Source organism: Caulobacter sp. FV2ye17ST, assembly GCF_058680955.1.
Genome location: NZ_CM178727.1, coordinates 1,222,641 through 1,241,712, shown reverse-complemented (window position 1 = coordinate 1,241,712; position 19,072 = coordinate 1,222,641). Strand labels below are relative to the sequence as shown.

The 19,072-nt window shown below is 67.1% G+C and carries 18 protein-coding genes; 7 read left to right on the top strand and 11 right to left on the bottom strand.

What is annotated here, in order from left to right; genetic code table 11:
* Positions 1–20: 20 nt before the first annotated feature.
* Positions 21–575, top strand: coding sequence for a DUF924 family protein (locus ACW17V_RS05895; protein WP_492107930.1), 555 nt, complete (start codon positions 21–23; stop codon positions 573–575).
* Positions 576–648: 73 nt separating this feature from the next.
* The gene (locus tag ACW17V_RS05890; RefSeq protein ID WP_492107929.1) at positions 649–1,488 is read left to right on the top strand and encodes a thymidylate synthase; all 840 of its coding nucleotides are present in this window, start codon (positions 649–651) and stop codon (positions 1,486–1,488) included.
* On the opposite strand, the gene ACW17V_RS05885 is transcribed toward ACW17V_RS05890, so the two are convergent.
* The gene (locus tag ACW17V_RS05885) at positions 1,485–2,507 is read right to left on the bottom strand and encodes a zinc-binding dehydrogenase (protein ID WP_492107928.1); all 1,023 of its coding nucleotides are present in this window, start codon (positions 2,505–2,507) and stop codon (positions 1,485–1,487) included. The two genes, ACW17V_RS05890 and ACW17V_RS05885, sit on opposite strands and share 4 nt — an antisense overlap.
* 94 nt (positions 2,508–2,601) lie before the next feature.
* Here ACW17V_RS05885 and ACW17V_RS05880 point away from each other — a divergent pair, with 94 nt between their 5' ends.
* From ACW17V_RS05880 to ACW17V_RS05865, 4 genes are all read left to right on the top strand, one after another.
* Entirely contained in the window at positions 2,602–3,114 is a 513-nt protein-coding gene (locus ACW17V_RS05880; protein WP_492107927.1) for a dihydrofolate reductase, read from the top strand.
* Positions 3,115–3,203: 89 nt separating this feature from the next.
* On the top strand, positions 3,204–4,364 hold the full coding sequence (locus tag ACW17V_RS05875; RefSeq protein WP_492107926.1) for a DUF3667 domain-containing protein: 1,161 nt from the start codon (positions 3,204–3,206) through the stop codon (positions 4,362–4,364).
* A gap of 144 nt (positions 4,365–4,508) precedes the next feature.
* Complete coding sequence (locus ACW17V_RS05870) at positions 4,509–6,545, top strand: ATP-binding protein (protein ID WP_492107925.1); 2,037 nt, start codon at positions 4,509–4,511, stop codon at positions 6,543–6,545.
* A gap of 66 nt (positions 6,546–6,611) precedes the next feature.
* Complete coding sequence (locus ACW17V_RS05865) at positions 6,612–7,523, top strand: SMP-30/gluconolactonase/LRE family protein (protein ID WP_492107924.1); 912 nt, start codon at positions 6,612–6,614, stop codon at positions 7,521–7,523.
* Here ACW17V_RS05865 and ACW17V_RS05860 read toward each other — a convergent pair.
* The 6 genes from ACW17V_RS05860 to ACW17V_RS05835 all read right to left on the bottom strand — a co-directional run bounded on the left by ACW17V_RS05860 (position 7,520) and on the right by ACW17V_RS05835 (position 11,698).
* Positions 7,520–7,657, bottom strand: coding sequence for a hypothetical protein (locus ACW17V_RS05860; protein WP_492107923.1), 138 nt, complete (start codon positions 7,655–7,657; stop codon positions 7,520–7,522). The genes ACW17V_RS05865 and ACW17V_RS05860 overlap by 4 nt on opposite strands.
* A gap of 48 nt (positions 7,658–7,705) precedes the next feature.
* A complete protein-coding gene (locus ACW17V_RS05855) occupies positions 7,706–8,797 on the bottom strand; it encodes an NADH:flavin oxidoreductase (protein WP_492107922.1) in 1,092 nt (363 codons plus the stop codon).
* A gap of 150 nt (positions 8,798–8,947) precedes the next feature.
* Complete coding sequence (locus tag ACW17V_RS05850) at positions 8,948–10,159, bottom strand: acyl-CoA dehydrogenase family protein (protein WP_492107921.1); 1,212 nt, start codon at positions 10,157–10,159, stop codon at positions 8,948–8,950.
* Positions 10,160–10,164: 5 nt separating this feature from the next.
* Positions 10,165–10,455 (bottom strand): putative quinol monooxygenase, encoded by a 291-nt coding sequence (locus ACW17V_RS05845; RefSeq protein WP_492107920.1) that lies wholly within the window; start codon positions 10,453–10,455, stop codon positions 10,165–10,167.
* Positions 10,456–10,550: 95 nt separating this feature from the next.
* Positions 10,551–10,844: a hypothetical protein gene (locus ACW17V_RS05840; protein WP_492107919.1), complete on the bottom strand. Its 294-nt coding sequence runs from the start codon at positions 10,842–10,844 to the stop codon at positions 10,551–10,553.
* A 158-nt stretch (positions 10,845–11,002) separates the two neighbouring features.
* Positions 11,003–11,698 (bottom strand): TerB family tellurite resistance protein, encoded by a 696-nt coding sequence (locus ACW17V_RS05835; protein ID WP_492107918.1) that lies wholly within the window; start codon positions 11,696–11,698, stop codon positions 11,003–11,005.
* 285 nt (positions 11,699–11,983) lie between these two features.
* Here ACW17V_RS05835 and ACW17V_RS05830 point away from each other — a divergent pair, with 285 nt between their 5' ends.
* Positions 11,984–12,805 carry a hypothetical protein gene (locus tag ACW17V_RS05830; protein ID WP_492107917.1) on the top strand — a complete coding sequence of 274 codons (822 nt, stop codon included), beginning with the start codon at positions 11,984–11,986 and terminating at the stop codon, positions 12,803–12,805.
* Positions 12,806–12,996: 191 nt separating this feature from the next.
* On the opposite strand, the gene ACW17V_RS05825 is transcribed toward ACW17V_RS05830, so the two are convergent.
* The 4 genes from ACW17V_RS05825 to ACW17V_RS05810 all read right to left on the bottom strand — a co-directional run bounded on the left by ACW17V_RS05825 (position 12,997) and on the right by ACW17V_RS05810 (position 19,069).
* On the bottom strand, positions 12,997–14,448 hold the full coding sequence (locus ACW17V_RS05825; protein ID WP_492107916.1) for a GH1 family beta-glucosidase: 1,452 nt from the start codon (positions 14,446–14,448) through the stop codon (positions 12,997–12,999).
* A 96-nt stretch (positions 14,449–14,544) separates the two neighbouring features.
* The gene (locus ACW17V_RS05820; RefSeq protein WP_492107915.1) at positions 14,545–16,746 is read right to left on the bottom strand and encodes a bifunctional diguanylate cyclase/phosphodiesterase; all 2,202 of its coding nucleotides are present in this window, start codon (positions 16,744–16,746) and stop codon (positions 14,545–14,547) included.
* Between the two features lie 177 nt (positions 16,747–16,923).
* Positions 16,924–17,994: a M48 family metallopeptidase gene (locus ACW17V_RS05815; RefSeq protein ID WP_492107914.1), complete on the bottom strand. Its 1,071-nt coding sequence runs from the start codon at positions 17,992–17,994 to the stop codon at positions 16,924–16,926.
* 1 nt (position 17,995) lies between these two features.
* Entirely contained in the window at positions 17,996–19,069 is a 1,074-nt protein-coding gene (locus ACW17V_RS05810) for a YjgN family protein (RefSeq protein ID WP_492107913.1), read from the bottom strand.
* Between the last annotated feature and the right edge of the window lie 3 nt (positions 19,070–19,072).

The following is a 19,072-nucleotide window of genomic DNA, read 5'->3' as shown; positions in this document are numbered from 1 at the left end:
CGGATACACCAGGACCTCAGATGCCCGCCCACCCCATGGATATCGTAGGCTTCTGGCGCTCGGCCGGTCCCAAAAAATGGTTCGCCAAGGACGCCGGCTTTGATTCGATCATCGCCCTCAAGTTCGAGCAGACCCACTATAGAGCCGCCCAGCGCCGTTACGATCACTGGACCGGAAGCCCCGAAGGCGCCCTGGCCCTGCTGATCCTGCTGGATCAGTTTCCGCGCAATCTGTACCGCAACACCGCCCACGCCTTCGCCACCGATCCCCTGGCCCGCATGTTCGCCCGCGCCGCTCTGGCTGACGGTCACGATCAGGCCGTCGAGGCGCAGTTGCGGCCGTTCTTCTACCTGCCGTTCGAGCACTCGGAGTCGTTGGCCGACCAGGAGTTCTGCGTCGAGCTGTGCGCCGCCCTGCAGGCCGACAGCGGCGATGAAGACACCATCAAGTGGGCGATCGAGCATCGCGACATCATCGCCCGCTTCGGCCGCTTTCCCCATCGCAACGCCGCCCTGGGCCGCGAAACGACGCCGGAGGAGCAGGCGTTTCTCGACGAGGGCGGATTCGCGGGGTGAATCCGCGCCCGCCTGTGGACAGGCCGGGGCGCCGCACTGTGCAAACGCGCGATTCGCGGCCACTCTGCCGGTCATGAGCACCGCCGTCCTCGCCCCGCCCAAAGCCGCCGCCGACCATCCCGAGCGGCAGTACCTGAACCTGCTCGCCGATATCCTGGAAAACGGCGTCCAGCGCGGCGACCGCACGGGCACCGGCACGCTGGGCGTGTTTGGCCGACAGATCCGCTTTGACCTGTCCAAGGGCTTCCCGGTCCTGACCACCAAGAAGCTGCACCTGCGCTCGATCTTCATCGAGCTGCTGTGGTTCCTGAAGGGCGACACCAACATCGCCTGGCTGAAGGAAAACGGCGTCCGCATCTGGGATGAGTGGGCCGACGAAAACGGCGATCTGGGCCCCGTCTATGGCAAGCAGTGGCGCTCGTGGGCCACGCCCGACGGCGGATCCATCGACCAGATCCAGAATCTGATCGAAGGCCTGAAGACCAACCCCAACAGCCGCCGGCACATCGTCAGCGCCTGGAACCCGGCCGATGTCGAGGACATGGCCCTGCCGCCCTGCCACTGCCTGTTCCAGTTCTTCGTCGCGGACGGGAAACTGAGCTGCCAACTCTACCAGCGCAGCGCCGACGTCTTCCTGGGCGTGCCGTTCAACATCGCCTCCTATGCCCTGCTGACCCTGATGGTCGCCAAGGTGGTGGGGCTGGAGCCGGGCGAGTTCGTCCACACCTTCGGCGACGCTCACCTGTATCTGAACCATCTGGACCAGGCCCGCGAACAGCTGACCCGCGAGCCCTTCCCCTTCCCCACCCTGACCATCGCCGACAAGCGCGACCTGTTCGGGTTCGAATACGAAGACTTCACGCTGGAGGGCTACGAGGCCCACCCGCACATCAAGGCCGAGGTCTCGGTCTAGGGTTTCAGGACGATCTTCCCCGCCACCCCGGTCGACTGCAAAAGCTCTTGGGCCTTGGCCGCCTCGGCCAGGGGGAAGGTCGCGCCGATCTGCGGGTTGAGCCTGCCCGCGCCGATCAGGGCCATCACCGCCGCCAGATCCTGCCGATAGGCCTCGGGCCGTGCGTCACGCCATGAGGTGACGTTGTAGCCGACCACGCCCTGGCTGGCCGAGAACAGCTTCAGCGCCGACAGCCGATCGGCCATCAGCATCTTGATCATCGCGCCGGGCCGCGTCTTGCCGCCCCGCGTGGCGTCGTAGCCACCATACAGCACCGCGTTTCCGCCATGGCGCAGGGCGGCGATCGAGGCGGTCTTCAGGTGGGGTCCGCCGACATGGTCAAAGGCCGCGACCACGCCGCCGCCGGAGATGGCCTGGGCCAGTTGCGCCACGGGCTGGCTGCGATAGTCGATGTGGACACCGCCCTTGGCCTCGACCACCGCGCGCTTGCCCGCCGACGCCGTGCCGATCGCCCGCACGCCCGCCAGACGCGCCAAGTCCAGCAGCAGGCCGCCGACGCCGCCCGCGGCGCCATGCACCAGAACCCATTCGCCGACCTCGGCCGAGGCGACGCGGTTGAACATCTGCCAGGCCGTCAGGCCATTCAGAACTCCGGCCACCAGGGCCTCCGCGGCGACGCCCTCGGGCGCGGCGACCAGATGGCGCGCCTCGACATTGCGCCGATCGGCATAGGAGCCCGTCACGGTCAGGGCGGCCACGCGCTGCCCCACCGCGAGGCCTTCGACCCCCGGTCCCAGCGCCTCGATCCGGCCGACCAGATCATAGCCCGGCGTCACCGGCGCCTTGACCCCGGGATAGAGCCCCGTGCGCATGACGATGTCGGCGAAGGCGACGCCCGCCGCCTCGATCGCCACCCGCGCCTCGCCCGGCCCCGGCGGATCCAGGGCGACGGAACGGCCCTGCAGAACCTCGACGCCGCCGGTGCGGGCCATGTGCATCTCGAAGGCCGATATGGTCATTCTGCTTCTCCCCGCCCGCAAGTTAACGACGTTCAGATAACTGGCAAGGTCTCTTGGCTGGCGTCCGCGATAGGGCGAGGCTAAGCAGGGGGCCATGATCCCGATCCTCTCCATCGTGGTGGCGCGCGCCGCCAACGGCGTCATCGGTCGCGACGGCGATCTGCCCTGGCGATTGAAGTCAGACCTGGCCCTGTTCAAGGCCAACACCCTGGGCAAGCCGATCATCATGGGCCGCAAGACCTGGGACAGCCTGCCCAGAAAGCCCCTGCCCGGCCGCATGAACCTGGTGCTGACCCGCGACGGCAGCTTCGAGTCCGAAAAGGCCGTGGTCTGCGAGAGCTTCATGGAAGCCGTGCAGATGGCCCGCGAACAGGCCCAGGACGACGGCGTCGACGAGGTCTGCGTGATCGGCGGGCGGGCGCTGTTCGAAATGGCCCTGCCCAAGGCCAAGCGGCTGTACATCACCGAAGTCGACGCCACGGTCGAGGGCGACGTGACCTTCCCCGCGTTCGACGAGGCCGCCTGGGTCGAGGTCCGCCGCGAAACGCACCCGGCCGGTGATGGCGATGACCATGCTTTCATCTTCCGAGTGCTCGAGCGCCGCTAGAATCCGCTCTGCACGCCCCAGGGCGAGGCGAATCTTTTGACGATCGCGCCGGCTCGGGGCAGAGACGGCGCGGGGCAGAGGGCGGACTGATGATCGACATGGATGCAGCCGGCGGGGCGGTTACCGGCGGACTGGTGGGCAGCGCGCTGGAAAAGCCGCAGGGCAAAGCGGGCGAGGCTCATTCCGGCGCCTGCACCGATTGCGGCCAGACCGTCAGCGACAACTTCTGCGCCCATTGCGGCCAGCCGACCCATGTTCACCGCTCGCTGCTGCATCTGGGCGAAGAACTTCTGCACGGCGTGATGCACTTCGACGGACGCATCTGGCGCACCGTGCCCCTGCTGGTGATCAATCCCGGCCGCCTGACGCGCGAATGGGTCGAAGGCAAGCGGTCGCGGTATGTTTCGCCGCTGGGCCTGTTCCTGTTCACGATCTTTCTGATGTTCTTCATCCTGAGCTTTGGCGGCGACAAAGCCTTCAAGATGGCCGCCACCCACGACAGCGAGACGGCGGCGCGCCAATCGGTCGCCACCGCCCACGAAGCGATCGCCCGGGCCAAGAGTGAGTTCGCCGAAGCTCAGAAGGACGTCGCGACCGCCAGCCCGTCAGAAGTCCCGGAGGCAAAAGCGCTGCTGGCCAAGGCCACGGAGGATCTGGACGAGGCTGCCGATGATCTGGCCGAGGCCAGCAACAGGGTGACCCGCCTGCGAATGGAGGCGGAGGCGGCCCCCCGCCCGGATGGCCTGACGCCCGGCAGTTGGCAAGCCAAGATGCGCGACGCCGTGACGAAAGAGGACGTCAAGATTCAGGTCATCGGCGGCAAAGAAACAAACAAGAAGATTCTCAAGAAGCTGGCGAACCCTGATCTCGCCCTCTACAAACTTCAGCAGACGCTCTACAAATTCTCGTTTCTTCTGGTTCCGCTTTCCATACCCTTCATGGCGATATTGTTTCTGTGGAAGCGTGGATTTACGCTCTATGATCATGGCGTCTTTGTACTGTACTCACTGACCTTCATGGCGATGATGAGCATGGCGCTGAGCCTGCTTGGCCAACTGCCCTGGGTCAGCGGCTTCGTGCTCCCGATCGCCTTGATGGCGCCGCCCGCTCACATGTTTGCCCAGCTGAAAGGCGCCTACGGCCTGTCCACGTTCTCGGCGGTATGGCGAACCTTTCTGCTACTGATTTTCTGCGCCATCGCCCTGGTGCTGTTTCTGGTGGCGATCATCCTTCTTGGCTTGGGCAGCTAGATCGAGCCTGACCCGCGACACCCCGCCGCAACAGCGCTTAACGAAAAGCCGACGGTTTGGCGTCACGGTGCGCGGCGGTCAGAGAAGGTCGGTGTGTCCAAAAGCGTAAATCTCGACAGAGTGTCGGCAAACTGGCGCAGGCTCATGGGCCTCTCGCTCGCCTACGCCGGATGCATGGGCTACAGCCTGCTGCTGGCCGGGGCGACCCATGGCCTGCCCACGATCTGGACGGCCAACGCTGTCCTGGTCGCGGGCCTGCTGGTCATGGACCGCAAGGATCGCTGGACGCTTCTGGGCCTGACCGCCTTGCTGCACGTGCTGATCGAATTTTCGATCGGCAGCCCACCGCCGCAACTGCTTCTGCTCACCACCCTCGACACGCTCCAGGCGGCGGCCATCGCCTGGGTGCTGCGGATGCTTCGGCTGCCCAGCCGCGTGCGCGACATGCGCAGCCTGACCTTGCTGGTCGCGATCTCTGCGCTCCTGACCACCGTCTCCTCGGTGGCGATTAGTGGGCTACTGGCCTTTCAACGCGGGCAGGCGGTCTGGACCGGGTTGAACGACTGGACGATGCCCAATGTGCTGGGCATGGCCTTGGCCCTGCCCACGGTGCTGATCCTGCTCGACGCCCGCCTGATGCGCGGCTTCCGCGTACAGCCGCTTGAGGCCGCCGGAATGGCCCTGATCGCCGCGCTGACCGCCGCCGCCGTGTTCTCGACCCAGCCGCTCCTGCAGTCGCTGCTGTTCGCGCCCGCGCTGCTGGCGGTGTTCCGGGGCGGGCCGCGCGCCGTGGCCCTGGTGATCACCGCCTCGCTGGCGGCCACCATCCCGGCGGTGCTGCGCAAGACCGGCATAGATCCCGCCATCGCCCTGCCGCCGCTGCACCAGGCGCTGATGTTCCACATCGTCCTTTATGGGGTCTGCATGGTTGCGGCCCTGGCGCTCAGCCGCCAGGCCCGGCTTCAGACCCTGCTATTGCGGGGCCAGGCCGTCGCGCGGGCCGCCCAGGCGCGGGCCATCGCCGCCAACGCCGCCAAGTCCGACTTCCTGGCGACGATCAGCCATGAGATCCGCACCCCGCTCAACAGCGTGCTGGGCTTTGCCGGCCTGGTCGCCGACGATCCCGGCCTCTCGGCCGAGAGCCGCCGGCGGCTGGACCTGATCGGCCGCGCCGGGCGATCCCTGGCCGAGATCGTCAATGACCTGCTGGACTTCGCCAAGGTCGAGGCGGGGCGAATGGACCTGAACCTGGCGCCCGCCTCGCCCGCGCGCCTGCTGGGCGACGCCGTGGCGATCGTCGCGCCCGTGGCCGAGGCCAAGGGCCTTCGCCTGAACGTGACCCTGTATGGCGACGAAACGGATCAGCCGGCGGTCTTCGCCCTGGACGAGGTGCGCCTGGGCCAGGTGCTGCTGAATCTGCTGGCCAACGCGGTGAAGTTCACGGCCGCCGGCGAGGTCTCGGCGCGCATGGATCTGGACGCGTCGACCGGAACCCTCCGCTTCGAGATCGCCGACACCGGCATCGGCATCGCGCCCGAGGTGCAGTCGCGCCTGTTCCAGCGCTTCAGCCAGGCCGACAGCTCGATCAGCCGCAGCTATGGCGGCGCGGGTCTGGGCTTGGCGATCAGCAAGGCTCTGATCAACCAGATGGGCGGCCAGATCGGGGTCCACAGTGTTCCGGACCAGGGCTCGCGGTTCTGGATCACCCTGCCGGCGACGCCGGTCGTGGCGACCGCAGCGCTCGGCGCCGGCAGCCAGGACAGGGTCATGCCCGGGGCGTCCCGCGTGCTGCTGGTCGACGATCATCCGATGAACCGCGAGCTGGGCCACGCCCTGCTGACCCTGGCCGGCTGCGTCGTCACCACCGCCGAGGATGGCGTCCAGGCCGTGGCCGCGGCGCGCGATGGCGGCTTCGACCTGATCCTGATGGATGTGCACATGCCCAACATGGACGGTCTGGCCGCCACCCGCGCCATTCGGTCCCTGCCCGGCGCGGTGGCCGGCACGCCGATCATCGCCCTCAGCGCCGATGTCATGCCCGAACAGATCACGCGCTGCCGGCTGGCGGGCATGAACGACCACGTGGCCAAGCCCATCCACCGGGAAAGCCTGATCGCCGCGGTGACGCGAGCCCTTGCTCCCGGCGCGGCCGCGCCGGGCGCTGCCGTTGGGTCATCCTAGCCCCGCATCCAAACCGGCGCTTATAGTCTCTCATCCGCCCGTCAGAGGCGCACAGGGAGAGACGTGATGGACATCGAACTGGTGGCCGAAGGCCTGCTGTTTCCGGAAGGCCCCATCGCCATGGCCGACGGCTCGGTGATCCTTACCGAGATCCAGGGCCAGCGGCTGAGCCGGATCACCCCGGACGGCCAGCGCCAGACGGTCGCGCAGACCGGCGGCGGTCCCAACGGCGCGGCCATCGGCCCGGACGGCGCGATCTATGTCACCAATAACGGCGGCAGCTTCCAGTTCATCGACATGGGCGGCCTGAACGTGCCCGGCCCCACGCCCCCAAGCCACACGGGCGGCTCGATCCAGCGAGTGGATCTGGCGACCGGCGCGATCACCACGCTCTACACCGAATGTGACGGCAAGCCCCTGGTGGGCCCCAACGACCTGGTTTTCGACCGGCAGGGCGGGTTCTGGTTCACCGACCACGGCTGCAGCACGCCCGAGGGCCGCAAGTTCGGCGCGCTCTACTACGCCCTGACCGATGGCTCGAAGATCACCCGGCAGCGCGACCACTTCGTCTCGCCCAACGGCGTGGGCCTCTCGCCCGACGAGAAGACCGTCTACATGGCCGACACCAGCCTGGGGCGCCTCTGGTCGTTCGATATCGCCGAACCCGGCGTCCTGGCCCCGAACGCCGGCTTCGCCCCCGGCAATGTGGTCTGCAACCTGCCAGGCTATCAGCTGCTGGACAGTCTGGCGGTCGAGGCCGGCGGCAAGGTCTGCGTGGCGACCATTATCAATGGCGGGATCACCGCCTTCGATCCCGACGGTACGACCGAGCATTTCGCGTTTCCGGACGTGATCGTCACCAACATCTGCTTTGGCGGGGCCGACATGCGCGATGCGTGGATCACGGCCTCGGGGACCGGCAAGCTCTACAAGGCGCGATGGCCGAGGCCTGGGCTGAAGCTGAACTTCAACGCCTAGTCCTTCAGCAACGCCCCGATGACCAGCAGGATAAGCGCCGACATCGCAAACAGGCCGGCGATATAGGGCAACCAGGTCATGACGCGCCTCCGCTCGGGAGCGGCGGAATGCGGCTCGTCCGATAGCGCGACCATGGGCCGGGGCCGTCCAGCTGGACAGCCCCGGAACAGGGGGGATAGGCCCTAGTAGAGAACGCCCAGGGCTTCGCGTTCAAAGCTCTTCAGTTCGTCGTTGCGGCCCTCGCGGATCTTCACGACCCACTCCGGATCCTGCAGCAGGGCGCGGCCCACGCCGACCAGGTCGAACTCGCCGCGATCCAGGCGCTCCAGCAGACCGTCGATCGAGGCCGGCTGGCTACCTTCGCCGCCGAAGGCCGCGATGAACTCGCCCGACAGGCCCACCGAGCCGACCGTGATGGTCGGGGCTCCGGTCAGCTTCTTGGCCCAGCCGGCGAAGTTCAGGTCGCTGCCTTCGAACTCCGGCTCCCAGAAGCGGCGTTGCGAGCAGTGGAAGATATCGGCGCCGGCGTCGGCCAGGGGCGACAGCCAGGCTTCCAGGAGCTGCGGCGTCTCGGCGTTCTTGACGGCATAGTCCTGCTGCTTCCACTGCGACAGGCGGATGATCACCGGATAGTCGGGACCCACAGCGGCGCGAACGGCCTTCAGGATCTCGGCGGCGAACTTGCTGCGATCGCCGATCGTCGGGCCGCCGAAAGCGTCGCCGCGAACATTGGTGCCTTCCCAGAAGAACTGGTCGATCAGATAGCCGTGGGCGCCGTGCAGCTCGATCGCGTCAAAGCCCAGCAGCTTGGCGTTGCGGGCGGCGTCGGCGAAGGCGGCGATGGTGTCGGCCACCTCCTCGTCGGTCATCGGCTCGGTGAAGGGGTTGCCGCCCTTCTTGGACAGGCCTGAGGGGCTGTCGATCTTGCCCAGCACGTCCTTACCCTTGGCGGCGCCCACGTGCCAAAGCTGCGGGGCGATCAGGCCGCCGACAGCGTGGACCTCGTCGACCACCTTTTTCCAGGCCGCCAGTTCCTTCTCGCCATGGAAGCGCGGGACATTGGCGTCGTTCAGCGAGGCGTCGCGGGCCACGCCCGTGCCTTCGGTGATGATCAGGCCGACCTGGTTCTCGGCGCGCCGACGGTAATAGGCGGCCACGTCGTCGGTGGCCACGCCGCCGGGCGAGAACGAGCGGGTCATCGGCGCCATCACCACCCGGTTGGGCAGTTTCAGCGACTTGAATTCAAACGGCTTGAAGAGGGCGTCGAGGGCCATGGGCGCTCCGAAGGAGGGTCGGTGTTGCGAACGTTATGAAGCGGGTTGCGATTAAGGACTATGCAGAAAATCTGCAACCGAGCCTGTGCCTGGTTGAGAAGCCATGCATCCCTCGAAGCCCGCTTCGCGAGCGCCGAAGGACGCCGACCTTCAGAGCCCCAGCACCATCTTGGCCATGATGTTGCGCTGGATCTCGTTGGATCCGGCATAGATCGAGGCCTTGCGGTAGCTGAAATAGCTGGGCGCGGCCGGGGCGGCATAATCGGGACCCGCCCGCTTTTCGTTAGTCGGCGCCCAAGTGTCGCGCACGAACGGCGCGGCATAGGTTCCGACCGCTTCCAGGGTCAGCTCGGTGATCGCCTGCTGGGCTTCGGAGCCCACGCACTTGAGCATCGACGACACCGGACCGACCGCCTTGCCGGCGCTCTTGCCCGAGAAGATCCGCAGCTCGGCCGCGTTCAGCGCCTCGACCGAGATTTCCAGATTGGCGATCTTGGAGCGGAAGTCCGGATCGTCGATCAGACGGCCGCCGTCATCGGCCAGCTCCAGCGTCGCGATCTTGCGCACCTTGCGGATCATGTTCATCAGGCCGGGCGCATAGGCGTTGCCGCGCTCGAACTCGAGCAGGTACTTGGCGTAGGTCCAGCCCTTGTTCTCCTCGCCGATGCGGTTGGCGACGGGCACGCGGACATTGTCGAAGAAGACCTGATTGATTTCCTGCTCGCCCTCGGCCGGGCCGTCCAGGGTGGGCAGCGGCTTGATCTGGATGCCGGGGCTGTCCATGCGCAGCAGCAGGAAGCTGATGCCGTTCTGGGGCTTGCCCTCGGTCGAGGTGCGCACCAGACAGAACATCCAGTCGGCCCACTGGGCCTGGGTGGTCCAGATCTTGGAGCCGTTCAGCACATAGTCGTCGCCGTCGCGCTCGGCCTTCATCTGCAGGCTGGCCAGGTCAGAGCCCGAACCCGGCTCCGAATAGCCCTGGCACCACCAGATGTCGGACGACAGGATCGGCGGCAGGTGCTGCTTCTTCTGCTCTTCGGTGCCGAAGGCCAGAATGACCGGCGCGCACATCTTCAGGCCCATGGGCGAAGGATTGGGCGTGCCCGCCAGGCTCAGCTCCATGTTGAAGATGTAGCGCTGCGAAGCCGTGAAGCCGCAGCCGCCCCACTCCACCGGCCAGTCGGGCGCGGCCCAGCCGCGTTCGGCCAGCTTCTTCTGCCATTTCACCTGGCCGGCCTTGTCCAGATAGCCGTTCTTGGACTGGCTCATCTGCCGGCGCAGATCGTCGTCATAGGCGCCGGCGATCCAGTCGCGGACTTCCTGCTGGAAGGCCAGGTCTTCAGGCGAAAAGGCGAGATCCATGGCTGCTACTCCACCGCGTCCAGATATTCGATCTCGGGACGCCCGGCCATGAAAGGCCCCATCGCCGCGCCGCCGGCCTTGAAATAGTCGGTGCCGCCGTGGGCCTTCAGGTCATCCATCGAGGCGTACAGTTCCAGCACCTTGTAGGTGCCCGCTTCGGTCTTTGACCGGGTCAGTTGGTAGACCAGGCAACCGGGCTCATTGGCCTTCACCTTGGCCGCCAGATCCAGGAACACCGCTTCAAATTCAGAGGTCTTTTCGACCTGGACCTTCAAGGTCGCCACTACACCGATCATGCTCGCCTCCCAACGCTTGTTTGAAAGCAACATCGGCCACACAGACGCGCGCCGCAAGGGCGACGTTGGGGAAGGCGGGAAATCAGTGTTGGAGATTAGGGCCGGTCGTTCCAGCCGTAGGCGACCCAGGAATGGCCGCCGACATTGCGGGCTTCGATCAGGGTCGGATCGCTGCTGGTCTTGGCCTGGACGGTGCGACGGGCCCGCAGGGCCAGAGCCACCAGACCAAACAGCGCGCTGCCCATGAAACCGATGACCACCACCGTGGCGGCGAAGACGACGGCGAGCACGGAACCGATGACGACAGCGGCGGAAGTCGCCAGCGCACCGGCCAGCCATGCCAGGCTGCGCAGAGCAGAACCGCCGGTCATCGTGGTCGAACCCGTCATTGATCGTCCCTTTCCAGCCTAGGGCTGCAACTCAGCACGTATGGTCAACAAGGTTGGTTCACGGACGCTGAAGGTCAACTCAACACCCGCGTGATCGATCTGAAAAGCCCATTTCGCCCGAGACATAGTGTCCCGGTCCGCGACTCGCGCCGCGCGGGTCAACCGGCGGTGGCCAGACCCAGCTCGCGACGCTCGCGCATCACGGTGCTGAAGGCCTCGTTGATCGCCGCCGACTTGGCCTCGGCCACCTCGATGAACTCGCTGGGCAGCCCCCGGGCGCGGGCGCGATCGGGGTGCGCCGAGGACAGGGCTATCTTCCAGGCCGAACGCACCGCAGCGTCGTCGGCGTCGTGCGCGACGTCCAGGATCATGTACGGATCGTGGGCGTCCGCCCCCAGATGCACGGCGCGCAGCCGGCGGAAAGCCAGCGACGACAGACCAAAGAGGTCCGCCACCCGCTCCAGATAGTCCAGCTCGTCCTGGCTCACCACGCCATCGGCCTTGGCGATGTGGAACAGCCCGTCGACCACGTCCTCGAGGATCTGCGGGCAGGTGCGATAGCGCTTGGCCAGACGCTTGGCGTAGCTCTCAAACCCATGCGTCGTCTGGCGCGCCAGGTCGTACAGCCGGTGGATATTGTCTTCCGAGGCCGGATCGGGCTGAAACACCTCGCTGAAGGCGGCGAACTCGTGCCCGTCGGCGCGGCCGTCGGCCTTGGCCAGCTTGGCGCCCAGCGCCGTCACCGCCGTCGAGAACGCAGGATCTTCGCCCGGCAGACCCGCCGGACAGTCCGGGCACTCGGCCAGGTCAAGCCGGCGCGCGGCTATGGTTGCGATGTTGCGCCAGAAGGTCATGGAAGCGGTGAAAGCCCAGAAGGGTGGCGAGGTGATGACAGAACAGGTACGCGCGACAACGCGATACGGATCACGCTCTCTGTCGGTCTTCTAACATATTCTGTCGCGGTCCCCACCCCGCGGGCGGCCGGATGAACCCGAATTCATGAGGGAGCCTTTCACGCCGTCGCCCGTTATGGCCCAGCTTGGGATCGTGCTGACGCCAAAGGCGCCATGCTGTGGTCCCATTCCGCCCCGAAATGCTCTAGTCAAAGCGTCACAGATCTCAAAAGGACTTCCGCCCGCATGGCGACCGCCCTCTTCCTCGCCCTGGCCATGATGGGCCAGGCGCCCATCGCTCCCGCCGCCACGCCGCCCAGCGACGACTATGGCTATGTCGCGTGGTGCTATGGCGCTCTGGGCGGCTATGTCGATCTCTACGATCAGGTGATGCCGGAAGTGACCCGCATCGAGAAGGCCTTTCCCGGTCCCGACGGCGTCGCGGCCTCGCTGAAGACCTATCCCGAGATGCGCGCCCAGGCCCGCGCCGACATGAAGGTGTTCACCGCGGCGATCACGGCGGCCGAAAAGGCCAGCCCACGCCCGATCTCGGAATATGGCGGCGCGGCCGTCAAGAAGGGCCGCTCGGTCTGGAGTGGCGCGGACTCGGCCAACAAGGCGCGCCTGGCCCAGGTGTGGATGAGCTGGTCGCCGCCCGGCGACTGCGAAACCCGCGCCAAGGCCCTGGAGAAGAAGTCCAACATCCTGGGCAAGGCCCTGATCTACAACGCCGCCAAGCCGATCGAACAGGCCCCTGCATCGGCCGTCGAGGCCCTGCCGGAACCGGTTCCGGCTCCCGTGATGGCGCCCGTCGTCGAACAGGCCACGCCGCCTGAACCGGTGGTGACCGAGGCGCCCAAGCCCGCGCCCGTGGCCAAGCCGGTCGCCAAGCCGCCAGCAACCAAGGTCGCGACGAAACCGGTCGCCGCCAAACCGACGGCGCCCAAGCCCGCCGCCTCGGCCAAGGCGGAGTTCATCATCGACTTCGCAAATCCCAAGCCCTGCCCCGGCCGCCTGGACCCCGCCAAGCGCGACGGCAAGGAAGTGCTGGTCTGCAAGCCGGACTGACGCTCTCCCTCTGAAGGGCGGGCCATTACATCTGATCAAAAGCGGTTGTCATCCCGGACAAGCGCGAAGCGCGAAGATCCGGGACCGACGCCTGAACTCAGCGCTTCCGGCGGTCCCGGATCTGCGCCCGGCTTTCGCCGGGCTTGTCCGGGATGACAGCCTTTTTTGATCATAGGTAGTCGTCGTACCCGCTACGGCTTGACCGGCAGCGCCCCGCTTGCCGCCAGGGCCTTGAACCAACCGTAGGACGCCTTGGGCGTGCGCACGCCGGTTGCCCGGTCGTGCGCCACCAGGCCGAACTTGGACGTGTAGCCCAGGTCCCACTCGAAATTGTCGAGCAGGGTCCAGCAGAAATAACCGCCGATGGGCGAACCCGCCTCGCGCGCGGCCAGCACCGCTTCCAGGTGGCGGCGCAGATAGTTGATCCGGAACGTATCGTCGATCACCGCCGGCCCCTTGCTGAACGGGTCAGAGCAGCCGTTCTCGGTGATCAGCACCGGCGGATTGCCATAGTCACGACGCACGGTCTCCAGCACCTGAAACAGGCCCGACGGGTCGATGTGACGGCCAAAGGCGTCCAGCTCCGCGCCCTTGGGCGGATTGGCGGGCGCGATCTTGCTGGGCGAGGACAGGTCCAGCCGCACATAGGCCGGCGCGTAATAGTTCACCCCCAGGAAGTCGACCTTCTGGCGGATGGCGGCCATGTCGCCGTCACGGACCACGCCGGGCTTGAGCAGGTCTTGCAATTCCTTGGGATAGGTTCCCCTGAACAGGGGATCCAGCCACGCGCCGTTCCACAGCGCGTCCAGGCCGTCCGACGCCAGGCGGTTCCAGAGCGCCAGCTGGCCGCCCGCCGGCCGGCACGGCTGCAGCGCCATGGTGGTGCCCACCGACAGGTCGCCGCGCCCGGCCCGTAGCGCCTGCATCGCCAGTCCCTGGGCCAGGTTCATGTGGTGGACGGTCGGCCCCAGCAGATCCATGTCCTTCAGCCCCGGCGCGTGCTCGCCCAGCACATGGCCGAACACCGCGTGCACCGCCGCCTCGTTGAGCGCGATATAGTGCTTGAGCCGGTCTCCCAGCCGGTCGACCACGGCATGGGCGTAGTCGGCGAAGCGCAGGGCCGTGTCGCGGTTCTTCCAGCCGCCCTTGTCCTGCAGCGCCTGTGGCAGGTCCCAGTGGAACAGCGTGGCGTAGGGCGTGATCCCCTTGGCCAGCATGGCGTCGACCATCTTCGAATAGTGGTCCAGGCCCGCCGGATTGATCGCCCCCTCGCCCGTCGGCAGCACACGCGACCAGGAGATCGAGAAGCGATAGGCGTCTAGCCCCGCCCCGGCGATCAGGTCCACATCGTCGGCGTAGCGGCGATAGCTGTCGGTGGCGACGGTGGCGTCGGACCCGTCGGCGACGATGCCCGGCTTCTTTTCGAACAGGTCCCAGACACTGGGTCCGCGCCCGTCGATGGCCTGGGCGCCCTCGGTCTGAAAGGCCGCCGAGGCCACGCCCCAGATGAAGTCCTGCGGGAACTGCCGGGATTTGGGATGAAGCTCGGTGTCCGGCCTGTTCTCGCAAGCCGACAGGCCCACGGCCGCTCCGCCCAGAGCCATGGCCGCCAGGCCCCGCCGACTTATGCCTTGATGATCCACGCTGCATCCCTCCCATGCTCGGAGGTCAGCGCCTCCGTTGCGAGGCAGGATGCCGTGGAAGAACGCCGGTTGACCAGCCTTCCTTTGCGAAGGCGTCTAGCGACGCTGGCGGGCCGAGACCCTGGCGGCGTTCGCCAGCGCCTGGCGCGCTTCGCAGGCGGCGGCGATGTCTTCGGCGGGCATGGGACGGGCCAGTAGGAAACCCTGGAATTCGACACAGCCCAGCTTCACCAGGGTGTCGAACTGGGCCTGCGTCTCGACGCCCTCGGCCGTGGTCTTCAGGCCCAGCGACTTGGCCAGGCTGATGATGGCGCCGGCCACCGAGGTGACCTCGCCGTCGGGCGACAGGGTTGAGACGAACGAGCGGTCGATCTTCAGCTTGTCGATCGGATGGCGGCGCAGATAGGCCAGGCTGGCATAGCCGGTGCCAAAGTCGTCCAGCGCCAGACGGAAGCCCAGGCGCTTGATGCGGCGCAGGGCGTCGTGGACGCCGTCGCTGTCTTTCAGCAGGGCCGTCTCGGTGATCTCCAGCACGAAGCCGGACGCCTGAGCGCCGGTCTCGGCCAGGATCTGCTCAATCTCGTCGACGAAGCCCGGCGCCGACAGCTGCAGGGCCGAGACGTTGACCGACACTTCCAGCCCCGACCAGCGCAGGCTGTCATAGCAGGCGCGACGGAAAACCGACCGGCCGATGGCGGCGATCAGCCCCGTCGACTCGGCCAGCGGAATGAAGATGGCGGGCGAAATGTCGCCGCGCTCGGGATCGTGCCAGCGCGCCAGAGCCTCGACGCCCTGGATGACGCCGCGCGCGTCGGTCAGGGGCTGATAGGCGACGGTCAGGCGTTCCTGGTCGATGGCGGCGCGAAGGTCGCGCTCCAGGCCTTTGCGCAGGCGCAGGGCGGCGTCCATCTCCGGCTCGAAGAAGCAGTAGCGGCCGCGACCGGCTTCCTTGGCGCGGTACAGGGCCACGTCGGCCTGACGCAGCATCTCGGCCTGGCCGTGGTCGGCGTCGGACACCACCGCCACGCCCACCGAGCACGACAGCTCGGCCCGGCCGATGCTGAGGTCCAGATCGCCCGACAGGCCCTCGACCACGCGCTGGGCCAGGGTGGCGCAGCCGGCGGGCGTGGTGTCGGGCTGGATGATGGCGAACTCGTCGCCGCCCAGACGGCAGATGGTGTCGGTCTCGCGGCAGATGACCTGCAGGCGACGGGCGACCTCGCGGATCACCTGATCGCCGGCGTCGTGGCCATAGCTGTCGTTGACCTCCTTGAACCGGTCCAGATCGACGCACAGCACGCCCAGATAGCCGGGCTTGCGCCGCAAGAGGGCGTGGGCATGGATCAGGCGGTCCGTGAACAGGGTGCGGTTGGCCAGGCCGGTCAGGGGATCATGCAGGGCCAGGTGCTTGGCCTCGGCCTCACTGAGCAGCAGCTTCTTGGCGGCGCGACGCGTGACGCGGAACAGCAGCACGGCGCCGATGGCGGCGGCCAGGGCGGCCAGGGCCAGGATGGGTGTCGCCTGCTGCAGCAGTTCAGCGCCCGGCCGGCGGGGATCCCAGCGCAGCACGATGCCGCGACCATCCGGCGCCCGACCCATCAGGGCCTGGGCGTTCTCGCTCTTGATCTGCTCAGCGGGGACGATTTCGATGCGAGCGTTCTTGAGCAGGAAACGTTCAGAGAAGGCCATCACCACGCTGCTGGCGACCGGCATGCCCGAGATCACCAGCGGCGCGCGCGCGCCCCGGGTCTTGGCTTTCAGATCGGGGCGCACCAGCGATACGGTGATCATGACCGGCTCGCGGCCGACGAGCTCGACCCGGCTGACATGGACAGCGCGCAACCGCGCAACCTTGGCCGGATCGGTCTCGATGGCGCGGACCTTGTCGATCAGATGCTGGGCCCGGGGGGCGTACAGGCTGAAGGATTCCGGTGAGACGTCGGTGCCGTTCATGTGGCCGTAGATGGGCCGGTTATCGGCGTCGAGCACGAAGACGGCGCTGTGGCCCAGGGCGCCGCCGATCGAGGTTCCGATGTTCTGGTTGGCCCAGCCCAGATCGAAGTCGTTATCCAGCTTGTGGATCGCCTCGTCCCAGATCACGTACGGATTCAGCGCGGTCTGCACCTCGCGCCCGCGCTGACGCAAGCCATTGGCGACCAGGTTTTGCTCATACTGGCGCTCGCGCAGGTCGGCCTGGCGCGTGGCGGTGAACAACAGGCCAGCCGCCAGCAGGACCATGGCCGCAGCCATGCCCACGATCAGGCCGAAGATCTTCAGCTCGATATTGTTGCGATTCATACCCGGGTCCCGGCAGACGCCGGCATCTGGCCACGCGACCCGTTGCTGAATTCCTTACCGCGACGGCTTTTCTGGATGTTTTGTGGCGCATTGTCACACTGGGCGGGGGAATGACGGGTTTAGGGTCAGGCAGGCGACGGCTTCGCCCAGACCCCGGGCCCTACCTAGACCCCAGCCCTAGCGCCGAGCCGCCTGGCAAGCGGCCTTAAGAACTCGCCAATCGGCCTCCGACAGGGCCGGGGTTCCGGGCGTGGCTGCCGCCGCCGCGCGGCGGGCGCGCTCGCCCGTGTCCGGGTGGGTCGCGAACCATTCGGCGGCGCGACGCAGGCGGGGATCGTCCTTGCGATTTGCCATCCGGCCGAAGAAGTCCGCCATGCCCCGGGTCGAGATGTCCTGGGCGCCCAGCATCTGGATGGCCCGCGCATCGGCCTCGGTCTCAAGATCGCGACTGAAGCGCTGATCGGCGAAGCCGCCGGCCAAGAGCACGGCCTGCTGACCGGCGCCGGTGCCGCCGCCGACCACGGCGTCCAGCAACAGTCCTGCCCCCATCGACCGCCAGGCCGCCTGCATGGCGTGACGCCGCTCGACGTGAGCGATCTCGTGGGCGACCACCGCCGCGAGTTCGTCGGGCGTGCGCGCCTGGGCGATCAGGTCGTCAGTGACCAGGATCGCGCCGCCCGGCAGGGCGAAGGCGTTGACGAACGGCGCTCGCACCGCTTGCACCCGGATGTCGAACGTTGAGGCTGAGCCTTCCGACAGACGGTCCCCCAGCTCGGACAGGATCGCCGACCCTCGCGGGTCGCCCTTGCAGGGCCGGAACGCGACTTTCAGTTGGGCTTCCATGTTGGCGCCAAACCGGGCCTCCAGCGCGGGCGGGGTCCAGGCGGCCAGCGGGCGTGCCGCGCGCGGCACGCCGACGAAAACCACCGCCGCCAGGATGGTGCCCGCTCCGATCAGGCCGGCGATCAAGGCCCACTCGGCGCCGCGCCCGCGCCGCACGATCGCGGTCGCCGAGCGCCCGGACAGGGCCCGCCAGGCGTGGATCTCGACGATCAGCCGAGCGTCGTCGTCGCCGCGCGTCAAGCGATAGCGGCCGGCGGCATGAGCGGCCTCCCGCACTTCCTCCAGTGGCCAGTCGATCCCGACGTCAGGGTCGTCCACCGCCCGAGCGGTGACCTGGCCGGCCTCCAGCACGATCTCGGCCTGCCACGGGCGGGACGTGACACCGTCGTAGAGCAGACCTTCCACGTCAGAACGGCGAGACGTCGAAGGCGTCGGCCAGGCCTTCGCCCGTCTTCGGCCCGCGCTCGGCCTGCAGCGCCTCGGCTAGAGGCGCCTCGCCCGTGCTGGACAGCCGCGAAATCAGGAACCTGGTGGTCCGCGCCACCACGACGGGCGTCAGGAACCCCAGGGAGAAGATCGTCAGCAGAAGGTTGGTCAGGGTCAGGCCGATCAGCGCGCCCGCCTTCACGTTCAAGGTGAAACGCGCGTCGCCCAGCCGTATCGAGCGCGCGATGGTCCGCATCAGGGCCGCGTGATAGGCCGCCGAGGCCACCACGAGGAACAGCGCATAGATAAACGCATAGCCATAGATCAGCAGGAACCGCGCCACGCCTGGTTCTGTCCCGGCCTGCATCGACGCCAACATACCCGGCACGATGGCTGCGATAAGCACCCCATAGCCGACGATCCCCGCCACCCAGGCGATCGCGAACGGCCCGTACAGGCCCTCGTCGCGCGAGCGCTCCAAGCGCAGCTTCTGGTCGCCGTAAGACATACCGCCCCACAACTTCTCGGCGATGCGCATCGACATGGCCGGTGCGTACCAACCCAGGGTGATCATGGTGAGCAGGGTGTAGCCGAGATAGGACCAGCCGAACTTGGAGGCCGAACCATGCAGCTGGAACCGCACGCCGCGCCAGACCGTGCGGCTGGCCATGTAGCGATAGGTCATGAAGATCGCCACGCCGATCAGCAAGATGATCGCGATATAGAGCGGCAGCATCAGCAGGGTGAACATCGGGCTGACGAACTGGATCGCCAGGATCAGCGCTAGATAGGGCACGCCCAGCACCAGCAGCGCGATCAGGAAGCCGCGAAACAGCTCCCCACCCTTGCCGGTATATTCAAAAGGCTCGTTGTTCAGGGTGATGTGGGACCAGACCCGGCGGCGCACCTCTGTCTTCCCCCAGAACCGGTAGAGCGTCAGGGTGATGATATTGAGCAGGCCGTTTTTCAGGCTCAGGCCGATGAACGACCCCGGCTTGATCGTGTGGCCAAACGTCAACGTTTCGCCCGTCACGGGCGATTGAGCGCCATCCATGAA